The organism is Lentzea miocenica (assembly GCF_033949945.1).
GTDB classification, from domain to species: Bacteria; Actinomycetota; Actinomycetes; order Mycobacteriales; family Pseudonocardiaceae; genus Lentzea; species Lentzea miocenica.
This window is the reverse complement of record NZ_JAXAVW010000011.1, coordinates 190732-212471: the sequence shown is the minus strand read 5'-3', so window position 1 is coordinate 212471 and position 21740 is coordinate 190732. Positions and strand designations below refer to the sequence as shown.

Annotated in this window: 16 protein-coding genes and 1 pseudogene; 4 read left to right on the top strand and 13 right to left on the bottom strand. The window is 68.8% G+C overall.

Features of this window, described 5'->3' with window-relative positions:
- Positions 1 to 212: 212 nt before the first annotated feature.
- Genes SK803_RS15540 through SK803_RS15525 form a run of 4 tightly spaced genes read right to left on the bottom strand, consistent with a single transcriptional unit; the run spans position 213 to position 4249 of the window.
- Positions 213 to 905 (bottom strand): class I SAM-dependent methyltransferase, encoded by a 693-nt coding sequence (locus SK803_RS15540; protein WP_319966684.1) that lies wholly within the window; start codon positions 903 to 905, stop codon positions 213 to 215.
- Complete coding sequence (locus SK803_RS15535) at positions 898 to 1578, bottom strand: DUF3800 domain-containing protein (protein WP_319966683.1); 681 nt, start codon at positions 1576 to 1578, stop codon at positions 898 to 900. The genes SK803_RS15540 and SK803_RS15535 overlap by 8 nt, the downstream gene beginning before the upstream one ends.
- Complete coding sequence (locus tag SK803_RS15530) at positions 1578 to 3191, bottom strand: vWA domain-containing protein (protein ID WP_319966682.1); 1614 nt, start codon at positions 3189 to 3191, stop codon at positions 1578 to 1580. Before SK803_RS15530 ends, SK803_RS15535 begins: the two co-directional genes overlap by 1 nt.
- The gene (locus SK803_RS15525; RefSeq protein WP_319966681.1) at positions 3188 to 4249 is read right to left on the bottom strand and encodes an ATP-binding protein; all 1062 of its coding nucleotides are present in this window, start codon (positions 4247 to 4249) and stop codon (positions 3188 to 3190) included. Before SK803_RS15525 ends, SK803_RS15530 begins: the two co-directional genes overlap by 4 nt.
- 156 nt (positions 4250 to 4405) lie before the next feature.
- Here SK803_RS15525 and SK803_RS15520 point away from each other — a divergent pair, with 156 nt between their 5' ends.
- Positions 4406 to 6103: a cellulase family glycosylhydrolase gene (locus tag SK803_RS15520; protein ID WP_319966680.1), complete on the top strand. Its 1698-nt coding sequence runs from the start codon at positions 4406 to 4408 to the stop codon at positions 6101 to 6103.
- 52 nt (positions 6104 to 6155) lie between these two features.
- Here SK803_RS15520 and SK803_RS15515 read toward each other — a convergent pair whose 3' ends face one another.
- The 3 genes from SK803_RS15515 to SK803_RS15505 all read right to left on the bottom strand — a co-directional run bounded on the left by SK803_RS15515 (position 6156) and on the right by SK803_RS15505 (position 9202).
- The gene (locus SK803_RS15515; RefSeq protein WP_319966727.1) at positions 6156 to 7628 is read right to left on the bottom strand and encodes a glutamate--cysteine ligase; all 1473 of its coding nucleotides are present in this window, start codon (positions 7626 to 7628) and stop codon (positions 6156 to 6158) included.
- Between the two features lie 109 nt (positions 7629 to 7737).
- Positions 7738 to 8382 (bottom strand): 4'-phosphopantetheinyl transferase family protein, encoded by a 645-nt coding sequence (locus SK803_RS15510; protein ID WP_319966679.1) that lies wholly within the window; start codon positions 8380 to 8382, stop codon positions 7738 to 7740.
- A 1-nt stretch (position 8383) separates the two neighbouring features.
- Positions 8384 to 9202 carry a metallophosphoesterase family protein gene (locus SK803_RS15505; RefSeq protein WP_319966678.1) on the bottom strand — a complete coding sequence of 273 codons (819 nt, stop codon included), beginning with the start codon at positions 9200 to 9202 and terminating at the stop codon, positions 8384 to 8386.
- Positions 9203 to 9820: 618 nt separating this feature from the next.
- Here SK803_RS15505 and SK803_RS15500 point away from each other — a divergent pair.
- A pseudogene (locus SK803_RS15500) lies at positions 9821 to 10225 on the top strand (transposase); the annotation flags it as partial.
- Positions 10226 to 10369: 144 nt separating this feature from the next.
- Here SK803_RS15500 and SK803_RS15495 read toward each other — a convergent pair.
- The 6 genes from SK803_RS15495 to SK803_RS15470 form a co-directional block, all read right to left on the bottom strand.
- Positions 10370 to 11545, bottom strand: a complete 1176-nt coding sequence (locus tag SK803_RS15495) for a sensor histidine kinase (RefSeq protein ID WP_093588127.1) — start codon at positions 11543 to 11545, stop codon at positions 10370 to 10372.
- Between the two features lie 14 nt (positions 11546 to 11559).
- Complete coding sequence (locus tag SK803_RS15490; RefSeq protein ID WP_319966677.1) at positions 11560 to 13302, bottom strand: sodium/solute symporter; 1743 nt, start codon at positions 13300 to 13302, stop codon at positions 11560 to 11562.
- A complete protein-coding gene (locus SK803_RS15485) occupies positions 13299 to 13700 on the bottom strand; it encodes a hypothetical protein (RefSeq protein WP_319966676.1) in 402 nt (133 codons plus the stop codon). The genes SK803_RS15490 and SK803_RS15485 overlap by 4 nt, the downstream gene beginning before the upstream one ends.
- Positions 13697 to 14608, bottom strand: a complete 912-nt coding sequence (locus SK803_RS15480; RefSeq protein ID WP_319966675.1) for a LytR/AlgR family response regulator transcription factor — start codon at positions 14606 to 14608, stop codon at positions 13697 to 13699. Before SK803_RS15480 ends, SK803_RS15485 begins: the two co-directional genes overlap by 4 nt.
- A 348-nt stretch (positions 14609 to 14956) precedes the next feature.
- On the bottom strand, positions 14957 to 15244 hold the full coding sequence (locus SK803_RS15475; protein WP_319966674.1) for a hypothetical protein: 288 nt from the start codon (positions 15242 to 15244) through the stop codon (positions 14957 to 14959).
- 459 nt (positions 15245 to 15703) lie between these two features.
- A complete protein-coding gene (locus tag SK803_RS15470; protein ID WP_319966673.1) occupies positions 15704 to 16198 on the bottom strand; it encodes a hypothetical protein in 495 nt (164 codons plus the stop codon).
- A 250-nt stretch (positions 16199 to 16448) separates the two neighbouring features.
- On the opposite strand from SK803_RS15470, the gene SK803_RS15465 reads away from it, so the two are divergent.
- Positions 16449 to 18152, top strand: coding sequence for a fatty acyl-AMP ligase (locus SK803_RS15465; protein ID WP_319966672.1), 1704 nt, complete (start codon positions 16449 to 16451; stop codon positions 18150 to 18152).
- Positions 18115 to 21705 (top strand): cytochrome P450, encoded by a 3591-nt coding sequence (locus SK803_RS15460; protein WP_319966671.1) that lies wholly within the window; start codon positions 18115 to 18117, stop codon positions 21703 to 21705. Before SK803_RS15465 ends, SK803_RS15460 begins: the two co-directional genes overlap by 38 nt.
- Positions 21706 to 21740 lie beyond the last annotated feature (35 nt).

The following is a 21740-nucleotide window of genomic DNA, read 5'->3' as shown; positions in this document are numbered from 1 at the left end:
GTTGCGGCGTCTGCAAGTACCACCAACTCTTGATCAAATCGCTTGTAACCACACCCGACTGACTGATGCCCGGCAGTGCGTCGGCGAGTTGGGTGTGGTTGGAGGCCTGTCGACATCGGGTTGGTGGTACTTGCAGACGCCTTGGCCGCACGGCGGTGAAGCTGAGCGAGGGGTTCCTGGGCCGGGTATCCCTGCGAGGGCCTGACCTGCTGCTATTTCCGGGCGATGAACACGTACTCGAACCCCTGCCGGTCCGGCGCGTCACGCACGTCCACGACCTCGAACCCACAGCCGGCCAGGCTCTCCTCGACCTCCTCGCGCGACCGGAACCGCAGCGTCGAGTCCGAGGCGATCTCGGCGCCGTCCGGGAAGCGGTAGGTGTGGCGGAACGACACGAACGGCAGGTCCACGCCGAGCAGTTCCCGTCGCTCGGTCACGCCGTCGCGCGTGCGCTGGGTGGTCACCCGCCAGCCCTCCCACACCCGTCGTTCCGGCCGCCGCGTCTCGAACACCAGGTGGCCGCCGGGGCGCAGCGCCGCGTGGATGCCGCGCAACGTCAGTTCCCAGTCCTCGCCGAGGAACACCTGGGCCACGTTCGCCGTCATGGTCGCGAGGTCCACCTGGAGCTCGGGCAGGCCCGTGGCGTCACCGTGGATCCAGGTGACCCTGGAATCCTTGGCCCGCGCGATCTCCAGCGACGCCAACGCCGGATCCACCCCGACGACAGTTCGCCCGGAGTCGGCCAGCGACGTCGCGAAACACCCGGTGCCGCACCCGACGTCGAGCACTGAGGACGCCCCGAGCTCGTCGGCGATCTCCAGGTAGAGCGTCAGATCGTCACGAGCGCCGTCGAACAGGTCGTAGATCCCCGCCAGTCGCGGGTCGGCGAACAACGCGTCAGGCATGCCACATCCTCGGTCCGACGACAAACGGCCTCAACAGCCCGATCACCTCGAGATCGGGCCGTCCGTTCAGTTCTTCCTCCGCGACCCGGCGGGCGATCCCGGCCAGGAAGTCGGCCACCTGCACACGCGCGTCGTGCCGCGAGTCGGTCAGGGTGAGACTTTCCAGCCGTGGCGCCAGCTTCTTGAGCTGCCGGATCCGCCCGTCGGTCAGCGACAGCTGTTGGTCGTGCACGATCGACACCGGTCCGTCGCCGGAGATCTGCCACTGCGCCACGGCCCGCAGGATCGCCGGGAACAACGGGTCGAGCGTGCCGCGTGGTCCGCGGGCGCGCAGCAGGTCGTTGTACAGCTCCAGCGGGCCGGTGACGCGGCCGAACTCCTCGCGCACTCGTGAGGCCAGGTACCGCCGCTTGTCGACGAGTTGCACGCGGGCGCGGCCCATCAGCGGTCCGGACGGGCCGAGGAACCACAGCAGCACCCACCGGTTCTTCTGCCGCAGCAGGTGGTTCGCCTTGTACTCCAGGGCCGGCGACTTGATCATCGACCGCAACGAGTCGACGCAACCCAGAGCTTCTTCGTGCGAGAGCTGCACACCGGCGTGCGCGAAGACCGAGGTGACTCCACCGACGAGCTTCTCGCCCTCCGAACCCGACTCGTCGCAGGCGATCTCCATCAGGACATCCGGAACACGGGGCCACGGGCGCGGAACGGCAGATGCGCGCCCGCCGGGATGAGGAACGCGTGCTCCCGGCGGATTCGCAGCACGTCGCATCCGCCGTCGGTGATGACCAGGACCGGGCCGGCGGCGGGGAAGTCGTCGGCCCGGTCGAGCAGGTCGATGCCGGGTTGCAGCACGGTGCCGCCGCGCCCGCGCACCGTCACCCTGCCCGCGATGTCCTCGACGGGCACGTATCCAGCGTCATATGCCATCGCGTCACAGAAAACCACGCGCGCGGCGGGCACGTCACGCGCCGCGGCGTACGAAGCGATCGCGCCGAGCGCCTTTCCCAGCAACCGGACGTCCATCGAACCGGACGTGTCCAGCACGACGCCGAACGTCGGCCGCGACTCCAGCGACTCCGGCCGCACCCAGCCCGGCCGCGGAATGTCCGGAGTGGACGCTTGCCGCCGCGACGCACGGGCATAGGTGCGGCGCTTCTCCACGGACGGAACGAACTCCTCGAACCACTGCGCCAGCTGGGCGTCCCACGACAGCGGCGGGTGCTCCAGCGCGCGGATCTCCTCGACCAGTCCGGCAGGCAACAATCCGCGCGCAGAGGTGTGGTAGCTCAACCCGGTCAGCAACGCACGCCGGTAGAACTCGTCCAGATCAGCCAGGTCGGCGGGGCCGCGCAACGGTTCGCCGAGCAGGTCGCCCTGATGGTGGCCCCGCAACGTCAAAAGCTTCCGGTATCGCCGCAGATCCGTCGTGATCCGGTCGTACACGGACTCCGCCGACAACCCGCGCAACGACGGATCGTGCAGCACGCCCTCGGGAGCCGAGCCCACGCCCATCTCGACGAGCCAGCCGTTGACCACGAAGTCCGCGGCGATGTTCCACAGGTACGCATCCCGTCCGCCGACCCGGTCGCAGTGGCGCAGCGCGGCGTGCAACATCTCGTGCGCGAGCACGAACCGCCACTCCTGCCGGGACAGCCCGGCCAGCGGGTTCACGTAGATCTCGGCCGCAGCCGTGGACACCGCGGCGATCGAGATGTCCCAGCCCCGCGCCAGTTCCGCGTCCGCCACCACCTTCATCGTCGACGCCAGCGCGCCCAGCAGCGGATAGTTCGACACGAACCAGCCCAGCGCGAGATCCCACTCCGTTTTCAACGGCCGTGCGTCGGACAACGACGACCGCGCGCCACCCGCCACGTCGATCGCGGCCACGGCGGCGTTGGAGAGTCCTGCGGCGAACCGGGTGGCCCACTTCTCCGGGTCTTTGGCGGGCCCGCCGCGCACACACCGCCCCGGCTCCCAGGACAGCGGGCGGGAACCGAGCCGGATCGCGGGCTGGAAGTCGAGCACGTCGTCGCATGACATCGTGCCGAAACCCAGATGCAGCAAGCAATGCGCGAACACCCACACCCACTCGGCCTCGCTCGCCTTCCGCGTCGGATGGGCGAGCATCGACCCGTCCAGCGAGATGTCCGCCCACGGGTGCTGGGAGTCCCTGCCCCCGTAGCTGCTGAGTGGAGCGAACAACGGGTGCAGGCGGATCTGGGCGCGTGCTGCCTCGAACGCCAGCGCGGCTGGATCCACACGTGCCCTGGGCCGCCGAGTCATGCGCGTGCGGCCACCAGTCGCGGCAGGTCACGGGTGACCTCGACGAGGAACCACGCGGGCAGCACGGGGTTGCCGTCGTCGTCCGCCGCGATCACCATCTGCGCGATCTCCAGCGACAGCTCGGCGAGCTCCAGCAGCAGCGCCTTGCCGCGGTGCGCGAGCTGCTTGCCCGCCGCCGGCGCGTGCGCCTTGTCGTGCGGCAGTTCCTTCACCAGCCGGGCGCGGAACGCCTCGGCCAGGAAGTACAGCAGGTCGCGGTCGCCCGGCGCGGAAGGCCACCGGGCGTCACCGCGCAGCACGGCCTCCAGCCCGTACGCGTGCCGGACGGTCTTCACGTACGCCTTGAACATCGACGCGTGGTTCGCGGTGACCGTGCCGAACGCCAGCACGCCGAGCAGGTCCTCGGAGATGTCGTCGCCGAACGAGTGCAGCGCGTCGGAGAGCATGTGCCAGCCACGTGGCGTGGAGAACGACTCCTCGACCTTCGGCGCCGCGCTCCACAGGTGGTCCGGGCGCTGCGTCAGGTACTCCAGCACCCACGGGTGGATGTCGCTCTCGCGCGCCCACGACAGCCAATCGCGGGCGGACGCCGTGAGGTGCACGTGGATCATGCGGTTCACGAGTGCGGACGCCATCGGGCGCGCCAGGGCGTTGTCGACGGCCCGGTTGCCGGCGCCGATCACGATCGAGCCCTTCGGCAGCTCGTAGGAGCCGATGCGGCGGTCGAGGATCAGCGAGTAGAACGCCTTCTGCACCTCGGGACTGCTGGCGTTGAGCTCGTCGAGGAACAGGCAGTACGGGTCGTGGCGGGCGATGGACTCTGGCGGCGCGAACCGGGATCGGCCACCGACCAGTTCCGGAACTCCGATCAGGTCCTCCGGCGCGAGCTGCGTGCCCAGCAGCGTCACGCACTCCAGACCCAGCTCGGCGGCGAACTTGCGGACGAGTGAGGACTTGCCGATACCCGGTGCTCCCCAGAGGAAGACCGGTCGGACGACGGCGACGTGCAGCAGCACCTCCGGAAGCTGTGCTGGTGTCACGGTGACTGTGGATCGCATCAGGAGCTGAGGATGCCCCAACCGGCTTGTTCCGGTCGCCCGAATTTGTTGACAGGAGCAGTGGTCTAGTGCTGTGATTCAGACCACCACTGATAGGAAACCTTCTTAACTAAATCGCGCCGCACCCTGCTGTCCCCCTTACACAGGAGGCACCCTGTGGCCAGATCCCTGCTTTTTGCCAGATCAGCGGTTCTCGTCCCGGCAGCGCTAGCGCTCGCTGTTCCGGCCGTCGCGGTCGCCGCCCCGGTCCAGTACCAGGCGGAGAGCGCGACCATCTCGAACGGCCTCGTCGAGTCGAACCACGCCGGTTTCACCGGCAGTGGCTTCGTCAACTACGACAACGAGGTCGGCAGCTCCGTCGAGTTCACCGTGACCGCGGCCAGCGCGGGTCCGGCGACGCTCACCTTCAGGTTCGCCAACGGCACCACGACCAACCGCCCGATGGACATCTCGGTGAACGGCTCGCTGGCGGCGGACGAGTTCTCGTTCCCGAGCACCGGCGTGTGGACGTCGTGGACGACCAAGTCGACCACGGTCACCCTGAACGCGGGCACCAACAAGATCAAGGCGGTCGCGACGACGTCCAACGGTGGTCCGAACCTGGACCGCGTCGACGTCGACGCCCAGTCGGGCACGCCGGACACCGTGGCTCCCTCGGTGCCGGGCAACCTGCGCTCGACGGGCACCACGTCGTCCTCGGTGTCGCTGGCGTGGGACGCGTCCACCGACAACGTGGGCGTAAGCGGGTACGTGCTGTCCAACGGGCAGACCGCGGCCGGCACCACGCACACCGTGAGCGGCCTGACGCCGGACACCTCGTACACCTTCACCGTGAAGGCGCGTGACGCGGCGGGCAACGAGTCCGGCGCCTCGAACTCCATCACGGTGCGCACCCAGCCGGGCACGCCCGGCGGTACCAGGCCGCACGACATCAACGGCCTGCTGCGCGTGTGTGGTGTGCAGCTGTGCAACCAGTACGGCAACCCGATCCAGTTGCGCGGCATGAGCACGCACGGCATCCAGTGGTACCACCAGTGCGCCAAGTCCCAGTGGTGGGACGCGCTGGTGAACGACTGGAACGCGGACTTCATCCGCGTCGCCATGTACATCCAGGAGGGCGGTTACGAGACCGACCCCCGCAAGTTCACCGACATGATGCACGGCTACATCGAGGAAGCCACGCGTCGCGGCATCTACGTCCTCGTGGACTGGCACCAGCTCTCGCCCGGTGACCCGAACTACAACCTGTCCCGCGCCAAGACGTTCTTCACCGAGATCGCCAACCGGCACAAGGACAAGACCAACATCATCTACGACATCGCGAACGAGCCGAACGGCACGTCGTGGGCGAGGGTGAAGTCCTACGCCGAGCAGATGATCCCGGTCATCCGCAACATCGACCCGGACAGCCTCATCGTCTCGGGCACGAACGGCTGGTCGACGTTCGGCCACTCCGACGGCGAGGACCCGTCGGTGGTGCTGAACAACAGGGTCAACGCGACCAACTTCATGTACTCGTTCCACTTCTACGCCAACTCGCACAAGCAGGCGTACATCGACGTCCTGAACCGCGTCTCCAGCGCTGTTCCGGTGTTCGTGACCGAGTTCGGCACGCAGACCGCGTCCGGCGGCGGTTCGAACGACTTCACGACGTCGCAGAAGTACATCGACCTGATGGCCCAGAAGAAGATCTCGTGGGCCAACTGGAACTACTCCGACGACGGTCTGTCGGGGGCGGTGTTCAAGACGGGTACCTGTTCCGGCACGAACTTCTCCGGAACCGGTGTGCTGAAGGAAGCCGGAGTGTGGGTGCGTGAGCGCGTCCGTACCCCGGACAACTTCCCGACTGATTGACAGCTGGTGAAGGGGGTGTGACCGCCTGAGCGGTCACACCCCCTTCACGGCGTCACGGCCAGGTGTGCACGGGTTCGTTGGCGTGCATGAGGTCCACATAGGACCGGAGCATCGTGCGCAGAGCGTCGGCCCGGTCCATGTGCGTGTGGTCGTAGTGGCGGTGGAACTCCCGCGCCTGCCACGTCGCCCCGTTGACCCCGGCCAGGCAGCGCTGCTCGATCACGCCCAGCAGCCGGTCCCGTTCCGAAGACTCGACGCCCCAGCGGATCAGGCCTTCGTGTGCCAGCGGCAACAAGCGGCGAAGCACCAGTTCGACCACGGGCACCGTGCCGACGCCCGGCCAGTACATCTGGGCGTCCATCCCGTTGCGCGAGGCGGCGTTGAAGTTCTCCTCGGCCGCCTGGAAGCTCATCTGCGACCACAGTGGACGCTCGTCCTCTGCCATCGCCCGCACCAGACCGAAGTACAGCGCCGCGTTGGCCAAGGTGTCCACGATCGTCGGCCCCGCGGGCAGCACGCGGTTCTCGACGCGCAGGTGCGGGCGATCGCGCACCACGTCGTACACCGGCCGGTTCCAGCGGTAGATGGTGCCGTTGTGCAGCTTCAGCTCGCTCAACGTCGGCGTGTCGCCCTGGTCGAGCACGGCCAGCGGGTCCTCGTCGTCGCAGATGGGCAGCAACGCGGGGAAGTAGCGGACGTTCTCCTCGAACAGGTCGAAGATCGAGTTGATCCACCGTTCGCCGAACCACACCCGCGGGCGCACGCCCTGGGCCTTGAGCTCGTCCCCGCGGGTGTCGGTGGCCTGCTGGAACAGCGCGATGCGGGTCTCGCGCCAGAGTTCCTTGCCGAGGAAGAAGGGGGAGTTGGCGCCCACCGCGACCTGCACGCCCGCGATGGCCTGGGCGGCGTTCCAGTAGGCGGGGAACTGCTCCGGGCTGACCTGCAGGTGCAGCTGCGTGCTCGTGCACGCCGCCTCGGGAACGATCGAGCTGGCCGTGAGGTGCAGGCGCTCGACGCCGTCGATGGCGATCTGCAGGTCCTCGCCCCGCGCGGCCAGCACCTGTTCGTTGAGCAGGGCGTAGCGCGGGTTGCCGGACAGCTGGTCCGGGGTGACGTGCTTGGTGCGCAGCGTGGGCAGGATGCCGTTGATGACCATGTGCGCGCCGACCTCGCGCGCTTTCTCCTCGGCCTTGTTCAGGCTGCGGCGCACGGTCTCCTCGAACGCCGTGATGCCGCCGCCTGCCAGGCGGCGCGGGGCCACGTTGATCTCGATGTTCCACTGGCCCAGCTCGGTCACGAAGTCCGGGTCGTCGATGACCTCGAGCGCCTCGTGGTTCTTCATCGCCGGGTCGGCGTTCTCGTCGATGAGGTTGATCTCGATCTCCAGGCCGGTCATCGGCCTCTCGAAGTCGAACCTCGCCTCCCGCAGCATCCTCGCGAACACGTCGAGGCAACGCCGCACCTTGGTGCGGTACCGCGTGCGGTCCTCACGCGTGAACTCGTGCTTCGCGACGTCCTCGCCCATGGTGGCCTCCCGGCGGTCGAGGGCTAACCCCACCACTGTGCAGCATGGTTGATCAATCCGACACCCGTGTGTCTTGTTCCGGGACGAAAGACGAGCCCGTCCCTTGTCCCTACCTGACGGCGGGCACGGCGATGGCGGTCACCAGGATGTCGCCCTGCACCAGCCAGCGGCCGTGGAACCCGGCGATCGGGGTGTCCGGCAGCAGGATGCGCGAGTGGAACGTCCCGTCGGCGTCGAGCGTGATGTCGGCGTCCTCGAAGCCCAGCCACCGCTGGGTGATCGGGTACCAGGCCTTGTAGGTCGACTCCTTGGCGCTGAACAGCAGCCGGTCCCAGCAGATCTTCGGGTCGTCGACCTTCAGGCCGGGCATCCTGCGCAGCTCTGCCGGGATCGCGATGGCCTCCAGCACGCCCTTCGGTGCGGCGGCGTGCGGTTCGGCGTCGATGCCGATGGTCTGGAAGTCGGACGTGCGGGCGAGTGCGGCTGCCCGGTAGCCCGAGCAGTGCGTGAGGCTGCCGACGATGTTCTCCGGCCACAGCGGCTCGCGTTTCGGGCCCGGCAGGATCGCGGCCGGTTCGACGCCGAGGCTCTTCATGGCCTCGCGGGCGCAGGCCCGGACGGTGCCGAACTCGAACCGGCGCTTGGGCACGGCGTTGCCCAGCAGCGCCTCCTCCTCGGGGAAGAGGTCGGCGGGCTGTTCGTCGTCGTACCGCTCCACCGCCACGATGGGCGGGGGAAGAAGCTGCTCCAGCACGTTATGACTCCCGCAGCACGTCGTGCAGCTTCACCTGGGTGGTGCCGCGTGGCTTCCACTCGCGCGGGTAGCCGAGCGAGACCTCGTCGAAGCGCACACCGTCGTAGTGCGTCGTGCGAGGGATGTGCAGGTGGCCGTAGACCATCTCGACCGCGTTGAACCTCTTGTGCCAGTCGGCGGTCAGCGTCGTACCGCACCAGAGCGCGAACTCCGGGTAGCGCAGCACGAACGTGGGATCGCGGACGAGCGGGTAGTGGTTGATCAGCACCGTCGGGCCGTCGATCTGGGCCAGGCGCTCCTCGGTCTCCCGGACCCGTGCCTGGCACCAGGCCTCGCGGGACGGGTACGGGTCGGGGTGCAGGAAGTACTCGTCCGTGCACACCACGCCCGCCTCGTGCGCGATGGCGAGGGCCGACTTCACGTCCGTGGCGCCGTGCGGCCGAAAGGAGTAGTCGTACCCGAGGAACAGTGGACAGACGGTGACCTGTCCCTTGTCGCTCGGGAACGTGACGTACGGGTCCTCCGGCGTGATCACGTCGAGGCTGCGGCAGAGCTCCACGAGCTGCTTGTAGCGCACCTCGCCGCGGGCCTGGTTGTCGTCGTCCTTGGTGGTCCAGAGCTCGTGGTTGCCCGGCGACCAGATAAGCCCGCCGAACTTGGGCCGCAGCGTCTCGAGGGTCCACTCGATGGCGGCGAACTTCTCGCCGATGTCCCCGGCGATGATCAACCAGTCGCTCGGGTCCGGTGACGCGATCGCCTCCACAACCTCGCGGTTGTCCTGGTAGGAGACGTGCAGGTCGCTGGTGGCCAAAAGCTTCACAGTTCGAACGGTACTTAAGGCGTCAACGACCGGATCATTACCCACCAGTGGGTGCGCTCCGTGCGCGCCGGCCCCACCCGGTAGTGGGACAAGTGCCACGACCGGTTATCCGTTCGTCGCAGACAGTGCGCCACTCGTCTCAACAGGACAGGCCGTGCGTCGCCGTCGCACGCCCGCTCGTCGCCTTTTATGGCCTACCTACTTACCTGTTTTCTTGTCGCGTTCTTACTGTGAGCGCTGTCACCTGACGGAAAAGTCCTGGCGGAGGACCACACCATGACCGACTCACAGTTCGCTCGAACCCCGGACCCGCGACTCGCGAGGCAGGTCCCGCCCCGTCAAGTGCCGCAACGGCCAGTTCCCCCACGTCAGGGCCAGGTCCCGGTGCGCTACGGCCAGCCGGTGGACCCACGCCTGGCGGCCAACCCCTCGTTCCGCCGCACCGTCGGCGCCGAGATCGCCCGGCACGCCCAGCAGCACCAGGCCTACGCCGTCCCCCAGCGCCGCACCACGGCCGAGGACACCGCACTGGCCACGCTGCTCCGCTCCCGTCAGCGCGCCGAGTCCGCCCGCCAGGACCCCCGGCCCGCCGACACCGCGCCGCGCCAGGACTCCTGGATGCGCACGGCCGCGTGGCCGGAGCACGGCGAGACCGGCCGTGGTGACGTCATCGAACAGCTCTCCGCCCGCCTGGTGTCGGCCAACCTCTGGGCCGTCGTCGAGCCGATCATCCCGCCGGCCAAGGTCCGCCGCCAGGGCGGCGGCCGCGGCCGCGTCTGCAACCGCGCGGTCTTCACCGCCATCGTGTTCGTGCTGTCGTCCGGCTGCGCCTGGCGGCACCTGCCGGCCTCGTTCGGCGTGACCGTGCCCACCGTGCACCGGCGCTTCCAGGAGTGGACCGACCTGGGGCTTTGGGTCCGTCTGCGCCGTGCGGCGGCCGAGGGCGCCTGTGGGACCGACGAGATCGACTGGATCCGCGCGGTGCTGGACGCGGCCGACCGCCGGGCCGCGAAGGCCGCCAGCTGATCAGTTCTGGGACTTGCGCCGGGGTCGCCCTGAGGAAGGGCGGTCCCGGCGTTTTTCACACGTCTCACGGATGGGTCTTACGCGCCGCTGACGACTGACCGCTCATCGCGTCCGGGACCGCTCATCGCGCCGCGAGTGGTCTCACATGCCGTTGATGCCCGCCTGGTACTTCGGCACCCGCACGGTGATCTTCGTGCCCAGCCCGCAAGCCGTTTCGACGACGAGCCCGTACTCGTCCCCGTAAACCCGCCGCAGCCGCTCGTCGATGTTCCCGAGCCCGATCCCCGCCGACTCGTCGACCTGCCCGGCCAGCGTCCGGCGCAGCTTCTCCGGATCCATCCCGATGCCGTCGTCCTCGATGGTGATGTGAGCCTCGGCCCCGCCGTCGTTGGCGTAGATCTGGATGTGCCCCGGCTCGACCTTGCCCTCCATCCCGTGCCGCACCGCGTTCTCCACCAACGGCTGCAAGCACAGGAACGGCACGGTCACCGGCAACACCTCGGGCGCCACCTGCAAGGTCACCTTCAGCCGTTCGCCGAACCGCGCCCGTTCCAGCGCGAGGTACTGGTCGATCGACCGCAGCTCCTCGGCCAGCGTCGTGAAGTCGCCGTGGCGGCGGAACGAGTACCGGGTGAAGTCCGCGAAGTCGAGCAGCAACGTCCGTGCGCGCTCGGGGTTCGTGCGGACGTACGAAGCGATGGCGGACAACGAGTTGTAGATGAAGTGCGGCGAGATCTGCGCACGCAACGCACGCACCTCGGCCTCCACCAACCGCGTCCGCGACCGGTCCAGCTCGGCCAGCTCCAGCTGACCGGCGGCCCACCGCGCCACCTGGTTGGTCGCGCGCACCAACCCCGCCGACGCCTCACGCGAGTACGCGGCCAAAGTCCCGACGACACGCCCCTCAACGGTCAGCGGCGCGACCACGGCACAGTTGATCGGGCAGTTCGGCTCGGTGCAGCCGATGTCGAACGCCTGGGTGCGCCCGGTCAGGAACACGTCCTCGGCCTGGGCCATCGCCTCGGCCGCGTGGTGGTCGGAAACCCCTTCCCACGCAACGACTTCCGTCTCGTCGGTCAGCGCGAGGGCAGGTGTGTCCAGCAGGGTGCGCAGGTGACGCGCGGACTTCTTGGCGGCGTCGGGAACCAGGCCGGCGCGCAGAGGCGGGGCGGCGGACCAGGCCGTGTGCAGTGTTTCGTAGGTGACGCGCTGGGCCTCGGTCGAGAGCGACTGCTTGTTGCGCGTGCCCCGCCACAGGACGAGCACGGCCGCTCCGCCCACGATCAGGATCGCGGCGGCGGTGAGGAAGTCCTGCATTTCACATCACCTATCTAGCTTCGCTCGTCGGACGACGAAGGGCCGGAGCCGTCCAACCCGAGGTTCTCGGGCGCGTGGAGCTTGACCATCGTCCGCTGCACTCCCGGCGGCACGTGCCGTTGGGTGAGCAGGGAGACGACGTACATGACCGTGAAGCCGAGCGGCACCGTCCACGCGGCGGGGCGCGAGAGGAGCACCTCGTACCAGGCGTCGCCGGTGTCGGTGAACATCGTGACGAGGCCGGCGGTCAGTGCCGGCACGCCGCCCGCGAGCATGCCCGCGATGGCGCCGACCTTCGTTATCCGGGTCGACCAGATTCCCAGCATCAGCAACGGGCACAGCGACGACGCCGCGACCGCGAAGGCCAGGCCGACCATGTCCGCGACCGGCATGCCCGTCGACACGAACGTCATCGCGAGCGGCACGATGCCCGCGAGCACCGTGGAGATCCGGAACCCGCGCACGCCACCGAGGCGCAGCACGTCTTGCGACAGCACGCCCGCCAGCGACACGACCAGGCCCGAGGACGTCGACAGGAACGCCGCGAATGCGCCACCCGCCACGAGCGCGCCGAGCAGCTGGCCGCCGATGCCCTCGATCATTCGTGTCGGCAACACGAGCACCACGGCGTCGGTCTGGCCGGTCATCAACAACTCAGGCGTGTAGATCCGCCCGAGAGCGCCGTACATCGGTGGCATCAGGTAGAAGACCGACAGCAGGCCGAGCACGATCAACGTCGTGCGGCGCGCGGCGGTGCCGTTCGGGTTGGTGTAGAAGCGCACGATCACGTGCGGCAGGCCCATGGTGCCCAGGAACGTCGCGATGATGAGCGAATAGGCCCCGTACAACGGGAACTGCTGCCCGCTGGACTCCGGCAGCGCCCACATCGCGTTGGTGTTGTGCGCCATTGTGGACACGTGCGGCACCGGAGCGCCTTGGGGAAACGTGAACTCCGAGCCCTGCCCGATGCGGTGGTTGCCGTCGGTCAGCACGAGGCCGGTGTTCTCGATGTGCGTGCCGTCGATCTCGCCGGTGCCCTTGATGAAGATGGACTGCTCGGCGTGGATCATCGTCTGGTTGTGGAACGAGACCTCGGTGTCCTGCCGGAACGTCGGGAACTCGGGCTTGGTCAGCGACTCCGAGCCGTGCACCTGCCACGCGATGATGAGGAACACGATCGGCACGGTGATCGCGGTGAGCTTGAGCCAGTACTGGAACGCCTGCACGAACGTGATCGACCGCATGCCGCCGGACATCACGTTCACCGTCACCACCACCGTGACGACCAGCGCGCCCAGCCAGTCCGGCGCGCCCGTCACCGTGTTCAGCGTCAGGCCGGCGCCTTCCAGTTGCGGCAACAGGTACAGCCAGCCGATCGCCAGCGCCAGGATCGACGCGACCGCGCGCACGCCGCGGGAGCGGAAGCGGGCCTCGGCGAAGTCCGGCAGCGTGTAGGCGCCGGATCGCCGCAGGGGAGCGGCGACCATGGTGAGCAGCACCAGATATCCGGCCGTGTAGCCGACCGGGAACCACAGCATGTCCGGCCCGTAGGCGAAGATCAGTCCGGCGATGCCGACGAACGAGGCCGCCGAGAGGTACTCGCCGCCGATCGCGGAGGCGTTCCACCACGGGGACACCGTGCGCGAGGCGACGTAGAAGTCGGACGTGGTGCGGGAAACGCGCAGTCCGTAGGTGCCGACCAGGATCGTGCCCAGTGCGACGACCAGCACCGCCACGATGGCGTAACCACTCGTCATGGACGTTCGACCAGCTCCGCGAACTCCCGTTCACTGCGCTCGGCCTGCCGCACGTAGAACCAGCCCGCCAGCAGCAGCATCGGGAACGTCGCCACGCACAGCAGGAACCACGGCAGCCCGAGCCCGAGGATCCGGAACTTCCCGAGCTCCGGCTCGATCGAGAACAGCAACGGCAACAGCCCGAGGGCCCCGCACGCCACGAGGCACACCGACAGACCCAACCGCCGTTGCGCCCGGATGAGCGTGCGCATGTAGACGGCGCCTAGCTCGCTCTGCTCGTTGATCTCGCGCGTGCCCGAGTACGGGCGGCGCGCACGGGGCGCCCTGGTGCGCGGGCTCGTCACCACCACACGCTGGGTCGGCTTCGGCACCGGCCGTTGGGGTGGTGGCGTGGTCACGACCCGAGCCCGTTTCTCGGTTGCACGACACCGGCGGGAGTCGACTGACCCGCCACGGGAGCGGGCCGGGCGCGCCGGACCAGCAGCTGCCGCAGGTGCCTCGCGTGCCGGCGGCTGACCGGCAGCACCGCGCCGCCGATCGTGACGCTGAGGTGCCCGTCCTCCAGCCGCAGCTCGTCGATGTGGCCCAGCGACACCAGGTGGCTGCGGTGGATGCGGACGAATCCCGCGCTGCGCCAGCGTTCTTCGAGTCCGTTCAACGCCGCGCGCACCAGGCCGCTGCCGGTCGCCGTGTGCAGGCGGGCGTAGTCGCCGTGCGCCTCCACGTACCGGATGTCGGCGAGCCTGATGAACCGCGTGACGCCGCCGAGCTCGACGGGGATGACCTCGTCACCCATCTCCGGAGGCGTGGCGTTCGCGGGTTGCGCGGGCGTGGGAGTGGTGGGTTCCTGCGCGGTCTTGGAGTCCCAGACCTCGTGCACGATGCGGTGCACGGACTCCGCGAGCCGTTCCTGGCGCACCGGCTTGAGCAGGTAGTCGAGTGCCTTGAGCTCGAACGCCTCCACCGCGGGCTGCTGATGCGCCGTCACGAACACCACGGGCGGCGGCTGCGCGAACCGCGACAGCACGCGGGCGAGGTCGAGACCGTCCAGCCCCGGCATGCGGATGTCGAGGAACACCGCGTCCAACGGCTGCCCGGCGTCCATCGCGCGGTGCAGCACCCGGAGCGCCTTCGTCGCGTCGGTGACCGCTTCCACGTGGGCGATGCGCGGATCGGAGCGCAACAGGTACGTGAGGTCTTCCAGCGCGGGCGCCTCGTCGTCGACGGCGAGCACCCGCAGGGAGCGCTCGAGGCTGCCACGTCGATCCGGCCCCTCGCAGATGGGGCAGGGCAGACCTGAGGTCATTCGAGATCGAGTCCAAACTGTGTACGGCCGATCCTCACGTGGCGGCGATTAGACCACGCTCGGTCGTCGCGCGCATGGTGGGCCGAGGGCGTCGGATAGGCGATCATGCCCCCTCACGGAGGGTGACCCGTCGCGGGGGTCCGGTTGCCCAGCGTGTGCACGGACGGTTCCCCCTCCCACCCCGAGATGCCCGGTCGGCGCATCATCCGCCAGGGGGAGGACGTGCGGAAACCCTCCGATCGGGTGTGTCTCGGATGGGAGACGGAAACCGCTATCACGCAGCGTGCAGATGCCTGGTCAGGCATACCCCGCGGTTTCGTCAGGAGCGACCGGTCTGCTCACGGCCGCTCACGGTTGGCGGACGGCCCTCGGCTGGGCCGCCAACGCGTCACCGAGCGTGATCTCCAGCTCGATGAACGACTCCTCCGCACGCCGGGCGGCGACGCTCACCGACGCGGCCGCGGCGGGGCCGATGAGCCTGCGGGTGGGCGCGCGCAGCGCCTGGATCGCCTCGGACCACTGGTTCGACAGCTTGGCGAGGCCGCTCAGGGTGTCGACGAGGTCTTCGGTGTTCTCCGGCGGTGAGGCGATGATCTCCGCCAGCCGGTCGCGCAACGCGTCCAGTGCCGGGTCCACTTCAATCCTCCCGTCGGGCCGCATCAGAGGGAGGACGACTGCGGAAATTCCCCCACTGAGCAACACCATATCTCGACCGCTGTGGTCCAGCGCAATGATGTTGCCCCACCGAGACTGCCCGGTCAATCATGCTCCCTTTCCGTCTCAACAGGCGCTCGTCTCAATTGGTGCGTTCTTATGGCGGCAGGCTGAAATGAAGCGGTTTCGGCGTTTAGTCGAGGTTAATCGACACAGTGTCGGTTCTACGTGCCTGGTAGGCCAGGTGGCGCCGGTGGTGTTGGGCCGAACCGGTGTGTCCTGGATCGCGTCAAACGTCACATTGAGTTCCCTGTCGGGGGACTTCTCGACACATGTATTAACTCTTTTGCCACAGTGCGGTGGCGCTGATGTGGGTGAGCGTGTCCGCAGTTCAGTCGTTCGGGTTCATACAGGATTATCGAACGGTTCTCCGCGCCGTCGTCAGCGCGGATGGCGGATCAGTCGCACACCGCGCAGCTCGATCTGTGCGGCCCCGTCCGCGTCCTTCGCGTCGAACAGGAGGACGTCGCATTCGGCTCGTCCGTCCCGCACTCGTCCGGCGGTCAGTGAAACCTGTCCGGGGGTGGCAAGAAGTCCGGCAGGGCGCACATGGACCTCGCGCACGCTCGTCATTCGTGCCGTGCCCTGGAACTCGTCGGCGGCCCATCTCGTGGCTCGCTGGAGGCACTCGTCGAGCCCTTGAGTGTCACGGACGGTGATGGGATGCGGTCCGGTGCCGGCGAGCCTGGCGGTGCCGTGCGTGACATCCGAGACGAGTGCGAGCCGCTTTCCGTGACCGCGCATCGTGATCGGGCCGGTCGCGATGCCGGGGTCGCGCAGAAGGGAGACTTCGCGCAACGTCCTCGCGCCCGACGCGGTGAGGAACTGTTCGATCAGCCACGCCAGCGGGCTGCCCGGCCGATCTGTTCGTGTCACCTCGACACATGTCAATGAGGAAAACGAGAACATCCTCGCACCTCATTCGCGGGAAATGCATGTCTCAACTGGCATGCCCGCTGTGTGGCGTCTCTGCAGGTGAAGATGGGTCTGAAGAAACGGCTCACGACAACAGGGAATCCATTACCACACATCTTGTCAAGCAGGTTGTCTCGCCGTGACACACTGATCGGCCATTCGGGTAACGAAGGGTTCCGCAGCGTTGGTGGACGTTGCTACGGTCCTCGCGATGAAAACCAGCGCTGCGCCCGACACCGTGGTCTCCGCATTTCAGGCATTGTGGAAACGTTCTCCCGAACGGTTGTTGTTCACATTCGTGGACGAACGCGGACGCGACGAGGAGACGATCACCGCCGGCGCTCTCGCCACCGCCGCGGAGGCCGTCGGGAGCGCGTTGCACGGCTGGGGCTTCCGGCCGGGCGACCGCGCGCTGCTGGTCTACCCGCCCGGCCCGGACTTCGTGCGCGCCCTGGCCGGCTGCCTGGCCGCCGGCGTCGTCCCGGTGCCCGTCTACCCGCCGAATCCGGTGCGGCTGGGTCACGAGCTGGCCGGCTTCCGGTCCGTCGTGGACAGTTGCAAGCCGGTCGGCGCCCTGACCAACGGCGCCTACGAACGCGCCCGCACGGTCGGCGCGGTCACCGGCTTCTTCGACCGAGCCAAACCGGAGTGGCCCCGCCTGCGCTGGCACCGGACAGACCGCGTGCGCACTGGTGGCCTCGACTGGCACGAGCCCGCCTCGGCCGGCGAACCGGCGCTGCTGCAGTACACCTCCGGCTCGACCGCGTCCCCCAAGGGCGTCGTGATCAGCCACGCCAACCTGGCCTGCGAACTCGCCGCGAACGCCTCCGACCTGGGCCTCGGCGACGACACGATCAGCGTGTTCTGGGTCCCGCAGTACCACGATCTTGGCCTGATCAGCGTCATCCTCAGCACCCTGATCGGCAACTCGCACACGTACCTGATGTCGCCGCTGACCTTCCTGCACCGCCCGGCGCTGTGGTTCGACGTGATGTCCAGGGTCCGCGCGACCCACACCGCCGCCCCGAACTTCGCCTTCGACCTGGCCGTCCGCAAGACCACGCCGGACCAGCGCGCCTCCTGGGACCTGAGCCCCCTGCGCGTGGTGATGTCCGCGGCCGAACCCGTCCGCCCGTCCACGGTGGACACGTTCTGCGCCGCCTTCGCCCCGGCCGGCCTGAACCGCGCGTCCTTCTACCCGGCGTACGGCCTGGCCGAGAACACCGTCAGCGTCACGATGGGCGGCAAGTCCGTACTGCGCCTGGACCGCGCCGCCCTCCACCGCGGCGAGGTCCTGCCCGCCCCGGACGGCCGGCCCGTGACGGGCTGCGGCCGCGTCACCAAACCCGGCACCAGCGTGCTGATCGTCGACCCGTCGACCTCGCTGGTCTGCCCCGCCGACCGCGTGGGCGAGATCTGGGTGAGCTCGAGCACGACCGCCCTCGGCTACCTCGGCCTCGACGACGAGACCCGGCAGACGTTCCACGCGCAGGTGCCTGGCGACGAGCGGCACTACCTGCGCACCGGCGACCTCGGCTTCTTCGCGGACGGCGAGCTGTTCGTCACCGGCCGGCTCAAGGACGTGATCATCATCAACGGCCGCAACCACTACCCGCAGGACGTCGAGGACGCCGTGCGCGACTGCCATGCGGCGGTGCGGCCGGGCGGCGTGGTGGCGTTCGGCGTGCCACGCGAGGACGGCGAACGCCTGGTGCTGTTCGTCGAGACCACCGGCCGGTCGTCCGAGGCGGAGCGCGCGGAGATCGCGGAGGCGGTGCGGCGGCGGGTGTTCGAGGCTTGCGGGCTCGCGGTGGACGAGGTGGTGGTGCGGCCGCGGGGGCTGGTGCTGAAGACGACCAGTGGGAAGGTTCGGCGGCGTGCGTGCCGTCAGGCGTTCCTCGAAGGCCGGGTCTGACATGAAGACGGTCGTCATCATCGGCGCGGGCGTCAGCGGCCTCACCACGGCCCGCGCCCTCCACCGGGCCGGCCACCGCGCCATCGTCCTCGAACAGAGCGGCGAGATCGGCGGCAAGTGCGCGTCGGTCGACATCGGCGGCCACGCGTTCGACCTGGGCGGCCACGTCTGCACGACCGAGTACCGGCGGCTGGCCGAGATGGTCACCGAACTCGGCCTCGACACCGAGCCCACCACGCCGCACCGGGTGTTCGACGTGGCCACGGGGGAGTCGCGGCCGCAGAGTTCGGCGTTCTTCACCTACGAGAACTTCCAGCGGTACACCAGGATCCGCGACGCCGAGTTCCCGCGCCTCGGCGAACCCGGGCTCGCGCACTCGGCGAAAGCGCTTGCCACGCCGGCGAAGCAGTGGCTCGAAGAGCACGGGCTGGAGGCGATGGCCGAGTCGTTCGGCACCGGGTACACGGCCGCCGGCTACGGGACGCTCGACGAGGTGCCCGCGCTGTACTTCCTCAAGTACGCGGAGATGACGGGCCTGCTGTCGAGCACCCGCGACCTGCTCGGGCACGCCGGCGGCTTCACGATCAAGGGCGGTTTCGGCACGCTCTGGCAGCGCGTCGCGGAAGGCCTCGACGTCCGGCTGAACGCCGCGATCGAGCAGATCATCCGGCGTGCCGGCCACATCCGGGTCAGGGCGGGGGAGTGGATCGAGGCCGACGCGCTCGTGCTGACCGTGCCGATCGATCAGGTCCCTCAGCTCGACGCGACGGCGGACGAACGCGACATCGCGGCACGGGTGCGGTACCTCGACTACTCGACGATGGTGTGCGCGGCCCAAGGGTTGCCGCGCGAGGCTTTCTCGCTCGTCACGCAGCCGAAGAAAGTCGTGTCGTTCCACCACCGGTACTCGGACAGCGAGGTCTACGCCTGCTACGCCTACGGCGCAGACGACCAGGCGTTCCAAGACGACGTCGCCAAATTGGGCGGCACCATCCAGAGGCCGTACCTGCGCAAGGACTGGAGATTCCTGCCGCACTTCGGGGAAGACGACCTGGCGTCGGGCGTCCTCGACCGCGTCGAGGCGATGCAGGGCGAGCTGAACACGTTCCACGTCGGCAGCCTGCCCGCGTTCGAACTCGTCGAGTGCGCGATCACGTACGCGGAAGAGTTGGTGGCGAAGCATTTCGGGCACGGGCCGAGCCGCGCGGTCACGACGGTGCGGACGATCCGCGAGTGGCTGGTCAAGCACATCGCGGCCGAACTGCACGTACCGGAGGACGCGGTCTCACCCCGAGCGCCGCTCAGTTCGCTCGGCCTGGAGTCGCTGTCGGTGGCGTCGCTGCAAAGCGCGCTCTCGGACTGGCTCGGCTTCCGGGTCCCGCACACGTTGTTCCTCGAACTGCCCACAGTGGACGCGGTGGCGGAACACCTTGCGCGCCAAGATGTTCCGCGGACCGCCAGCACACTCACCCTCGCGCTGACCACGCCCAGGCCGTTCTTCTGCATCGGTGGCGCGGTCGGGGCGGCGTACTACCTGCTGCCGCTGGCCCGCGCGGTCGGGCAGGGCCAGCCGTTCTACGGGTTGCAGGGGCCGGGTTTCGACGGCACCGAGGAGCCGATCGACGACGTCGAGAGGCTCGCCGCCCGGTACGTGCGGGAGATCAAACAGGTCCAGCCGTACGGGCCGTACGTCGTCGGCGGCCACTCGTTCGGCGGCGTCGTGGCCTACGAGGTCGGCAGGCAGCTGCGACGAGGCGGGGACGAGGTCGCCAAGGTCATCATGATCGACGCGTACCCCGCCGTGCCGGGGCAGTTGGAGCCGCCGTGGGACGAACGCGCGGTGATCGAGGAGCTGTGGACGATCCGGCAGCACGCGTTCCGGGACGACGGGGCGCCACGCCGCCGCGTCGACCAGTCGCTGACCCCGCGGGAACAACGCGAGCAGCTCGGCCGGTTCCTCGGCGCGTCCGGCACGCGGCCCGTCGAGGAGCACATCGCCACGATCATGGGCGTCTACCAGGCCCAGGTCGAGGCGCTCGTCCGGTACGAACCGCAGGCCAGCGACCTCGACGTCACGCTGATCAAGGCCACCGGCGGCTTCCCCCACGTGCTCAAGGACGACCGGCACGTCGAGCTGTTCCTCGACGCGCCCGCGAACGGCTGGGAACGCGTCCCGATGGGCTCCCTGGAAGTCCGCACCGTGCCGGGCGACCACTTCACGGTGCTGGTCCCGCCCGCCCTGACCGGCCTCGCCGACGCCGTCCGCACCGCCATCGCCCAGGTGCCGCCGCCCCCACCGCCACCGGCCGCGCACGTCGAGTCGTCCCTCCACATCAACCCGATGCACCCGGACTTCCTCGCCGACCCCTACCCGTTCTACGCGCTGCTGCGGGACCTCGCGCCCGTCCACCACGACGACGCCCTCGACGGCTGGGTGCTCACCAGGCACGCGGACGTGACCGACGTGCTGCGCCGCACCACAGTCGTCCGTCCCTCCACCGCGACGCTGATGGCCCGCCTCCCCCACGACGTCCTCGCCCAGATGAACCCGTTCATCAGCCGCATGGACTCCTCGCTGCCGTTCAGCAACCGCCCGAACCACACCCGCCTGCGCAAGCTGATGAACCGCAGCTTCACCCCACGAGCGATGGAACACCGCCGCACGATCGTCGAACAGACCTGCTCCGAACTGCTCGACAACTTCACCGGCGGCGACTTCCTGGCCGAGGTCGCCTACCCGTTCCCGGCCCGCGTCGTGATGGATCTCGTCGGCGTGCCACGTGAAGACCAGCGCCAGCTCACCCGCTGGGGCACCGACGTCATGAAAACCCTGGGGGAGGGCCAGTTCGGCGCCGACCCCATCGCCGTCGCACGCACCTCGTCCGCCGCGATGGACGACCTGATGGCCTACCTGCGCGACCTGCTCACCGAACGCCGCCACCGCCCGGCAAACGACCTGATCTCCGAACAACTGCGAGCCTCCGACGCCGACCTGTTCGGCGAGCGCGGCGAGTGGCAGAGCGACGACGAGCTGATCGTCAACATCATCTCGCTGATCAACGCGGGCCTCGAAACCACCGCCAACCACCTCGGCAACGGCGTCCTCGCCCTGCTGCGCAACCCAGCGCAGCTCGACCTGCTGCGCACCGAACCCATCGCGGCGACCGCGGCCGAGGAACTCCTCCGCTACGACTCGCCCGCCCCGATCATCACCCCGCAGCTCGCGAGCGAGGACCTGGAGATCGGCGGCCACCGCATCAGGGCGGGCGAGCTGCTGTTCCCGGTGCTCGGCGCGGCCAACCGCGACCCCGCCCGCTACACCGACCCGGACAGGCTCGACCTGAAGCGCGAGTCGGCGGTCACGCACCTGACGTTCGGCGCAGGCATCCACTACTGCGTCGGCGCGTTCCTCGGCCGGTTGGAAGGCCAGGTGCTGTTCCCGATGCTGGCGGCCAAGTTCCCGGACCTGCGCCTCGATCCTGCTGCTGGGGAACCGGAGTTCCGCCCCGACCCGGCATTGCGAGGCCTCAAGTCACTGCACCTCGCGATATGACTTGAGCCCGGCCGATCTGGGGGCCGTGACATCGA